Source organism: Cellulomonas septica, assembly GCF_012396155.1.
Lineage (GTDB): Bacteria > Actinomycetota > Actinomycetes > Actinomycetales > Cellulomonadaceae > Cellulomonas > Cellulomonas septica.
In genome coordinates this window covers 1-3,013 of record NZ_JAAXOY010000455.1, presented here as the reverse complement: position 1 = coordinate 3,013, position 3,013 = coordinate 1, and the positions used below count along the sequence as shown (strand labels likewise).

Sequence of the window (3,013 nt, the reverse complement as noted above, 5' to 3'; positions counted from 1 at the left end):
CCCGACGGGCAGGATCGCGAACCCGGTGGCGAACGCCAGCACGGCGACCCGCCGCCCCGTCGGGGCGCCACCGCCCGCCGCCGCGATGGCACCGGGCAGCGCCCCCAGCCCGAACGCGGCCATCAGCGCACCGAATCCCTGCGGCGGCAGGCCGAGCGCGTCGGTCGCCAGGACCGGCACCATGACGCCCTGGTTGAAGATCATCGTGCTGGCCGCGGCCAGCAGCACGCACGCGCGGATCACGGGCTGCCCGAAGGCGTACGCGACGCCGGCACGGAACCCCGTGGCGGGTCGCTCACCGGTGTGCACCGCGGTCCGGGCACGCAGCCCGCGCAGGGCGAGCAGGACGCCGAGCGGCAGCAGGTACGTGGCCGCGTTGAACGCGAAGCAGGCGGCGGGACCGACCAGCGCCAGCAGCACGCCGCCCACGGACGGTCCGATGACGCGCGCCGCGTTCATGACGACCTCGTAGAGGCTCACGGCGCTCGCGAGCCGCTCGGGGCCGACGAGGTCGAGCACGAACACCTGTCGCGCCGGACCGTCGACGGCCGCGACCAGCCCGGAGGTGAAGGCGATCGCGAGGACGACCGGCACCGTGACGCGGCCCGTCGCGGTGAGCACCGCGAGCAGCGCCCCGAGGGACAGGAGCAGCACCTGCGTGACGAGCAGCAGGCGGCGCCGGTCGAACCGGTCGACCAGGGTGCCCGCGGGCGCGGCGCCCACCAGGATCGGCAGCATCGCCGCCGTCGTGACGAGCCCGAGGGCGACCGCGCGGCCGGAGAGGTCGAGCACGAGCCACGCCAGTCCCGCGGCCTGCGTGACGTGCCCCGACGACGACAGCACCTGACCGGAGAACCACCACCGGTAGCGCCGGTCCTGCAGCGACGAGAAGGCGGTGCGCGTCCGGTCGAGGCCCGCGCGCACGGACGCCGTCTTCGCGGGGGCCGGTCCGAGGGCGGTGTCGGGGGTGCTGTCCGTGCTCGTCACCCGGCGGATCCTTCCACCGCGGTCCGCCGAGGTCCGCCCGAATACCGCATCGCGGCAGGGAAAGGTGTGCGCGGCGCCGGGTGGGCCGTGCGAGGTTGGCCGTCATGGAGCGCTCGATCTTCGACCTGACGCAGGACGAGCTGTGGGACGCCGACGTCGCCGCCCGCTACGACACGCCCGGCGAGGGGATGTTCGCGCCCGAGGTGCTCGGGCCGACGGTCGACCGTCTCGCCGCGCTAGCCGGTGGCGGGCGCGTGCTCGAGCTCGCCGTCGGCACGGGCCGCGTCGCGATCCCGCTGGCCGGGCGCGGGGTGCCGGTCACGGGCCTCGAGCTGTCCCGGGCCATGATCGCCCGGCTGCGCGAGAAGGTCGACGAGCGGACGCTGCCCGTCGTGCACGGCGACATGGCGACGACGCGCGTCGACGGCGAGTTCCGGCTCGTCTACCTCGTCTTCAACACGATCTCGAACCTGCTCGACCAGGAAGCGCAGGTCGAGTGCTTCCGCAACGCGGCCGCGCACCTCGAGCCGGGCGGCCGGTTCGTCGTCGAGCTGTGGGTGCCGCAGCTGCGGATCCTCCCGCCCGGGCAGCACGCGACGGTGTTCGCCGTCGAGCCCGGGTACGTCGGCGTCGACACCGTGGACGTCGTGCGGCAGCTCGTCGTCTCGCACCACGTGCGGTTCGGCGGCGAGGAGGGCGTCCGCCTGGGTCGCAGCCCGCACCGGTACGTCTGGCCCGCGGAGCTCGACCTCATGGCGCGGCTCGCCGGGCTCGAGCTCGAGTCGCGGTGGGCGGACTGGGAGGGTGCGACGTTCGACGAGTCGTCGACGTCGCACGTCTCCGTCTACCGCCGTCCCTGACGCCGTCCGTCGCCGTGCGGGCGACCGCGCACGTCACCCGGCACGGGCCTCGTCCGGCCCGCTGCGGGTCCGGCAGGCGTCGCGGATGATGGGACGGTGACGGACGACCCGGCGCTCAGCGGCCGGCTGCTGGTCGCGAAGAACCGGCTGCTCGACCCCCACTTCCACCGCGCCGTCGTGCTGGTCCTGGACCACGGCGACGAGGGCGCGTTCGGCGTCGTCCTCAACCGGCCGGTGCCGGTCGACGTCGACGTCGTGCTCCCCGCGTGGCAGGACCACGTGAGCCTGCCCGCGACCCTCTTCCAGGGCGGACCGGTCGGGCTCGACGGCGCGATCGGCGTGGTCACCGCGCCGCCGGGCGCGCGCCTGCCGACGACCGTCGACCGGCTCGTCGGGCCGTTCAGCCTGGTCGACCTCGACTCCGACCCCGAGGCGCTCGCAGGCCTCGTGACGGGCGTGCGCGTGTTCGCGGGCCACTCCGGCTGGGGCGCCGGACAGCTCGAGGGGGAGCTCGAGGAGGGATCCTGGTACGTGCTGCCCGCGGAGCCCGACGACGCCGTCACCGCCGACCCGTCGACGCTGTGGCGGCGTGTGCTGCGGCGGCAGGGCGGCGACCTCGCGATCGTGTCGACGTTTGCCGAGGACGCGTCGCTCAACTGACCGGCCTCGTCGTCGACCTGACCCGGTCGGGATGCGCGTCCGTCGAGCCGGCTCGCTGGGCCGACGACGGGCCGAGCGCCGGCCCGTCACTCCCAGGTGCGCGCCCGGGCGGCGAACTCGTCGGGGTCGCTGTGCAGCGGGATGACGCAGACGAGCTGCCCGCCGGGCACGCGCAGCGTCCGGCACTCGAGCCAGCCGCCGACCTCGACGGCGCCGAGCGCGAGGAGCCGCGCGGTCTCCGCGGCGACGTCGTCCGTCTCGATGTCGAGGTGGTAGCGCGGCGCGTCGTCGACGGCCTGCACGGCCGTGACCAGCCCGTGGACGCCGCCGGGGAGGCTGACGAACTGCTCCTCGCCCGGGACCGGACGCGCCTCGACGCCGAGGGCCGCCGACCAGAACGCGGCGGCGCGCGGGGCCTCGTCGGTCGGGACGTCGACGAGCAGGGTCGAGACGCGGCTGCGGTGCACGGCATCCTCCAGCGGGCGGGCTGCCGACGCTAGCGCGGG

General features: G+C 75.4%; 4 protein-coding genes. 2 read left to right on the top strand and 2 right to left on the bottom strand.

Translation table 11 applies throughout. The features are described from left to right. On the bottom strand, positions 1-987 hold a 987-nt coding region (locus tag HGA02_RS14955), incomplete at its 3' end, for an MFS transporter (RefSeq protein WP_168679807.1). A 104-nt stretch (positions 988-1,091) separates the two neighbouring features. Here HGA02_RS14955 and HGA02_RS14950 point away from each other — a divergent pair. Both HGA02_RS14950 and HGA02_RS14945 read left to right on the top strand, forming a co-directional pair. Next, positions 1,092-1,847: a class I SAM-dependent DNA methyltransferase gene (locus HGA02_RS14950; protein WP_210728620.1), complete on the top strand. Its 756-nt coding sequence runs from the start codon at positions 1,092-1,094 to the stop codon at positions 1,845-1,847. Between the two features lie 96 nt (positions 1,848-1,943). After that, the gene (locus HGA02_RS14945) at positions 1,944-2,507 is read left to right on the top strand and encodes a YqgE/AlgH family protein (RefSeq protein ID WP_168679805.1); all 564 of its coding nucleotides are present in this window, start codon (positions 1,944-1,946) and stop codon (positions 2,505-2,507) included. An 86-nt stretch (positions 2,508-2,593) separates the two neighbouring features. Here HGA02_RS14945 and HGA02_RS14940 read toward each other — a convergent pair. Beyond that, the coding region (locus HGA02_RS14940) for a VOC family protein (RefSeq protein WP_281357191.1) at positions 2,594-3,013 on the bottom strand (420 nt) is incomplete at its 5' end.

Excerpts from the sequence above, each read along its gene's own strand:
- HGA02_RS14950 (WP_210728620.1), top strand. The coding sequence starts at position 1,092 with ATGGAGCGCTCGATCTTCGACCTGACGCAGGACGAGCTGTGGGACGCC.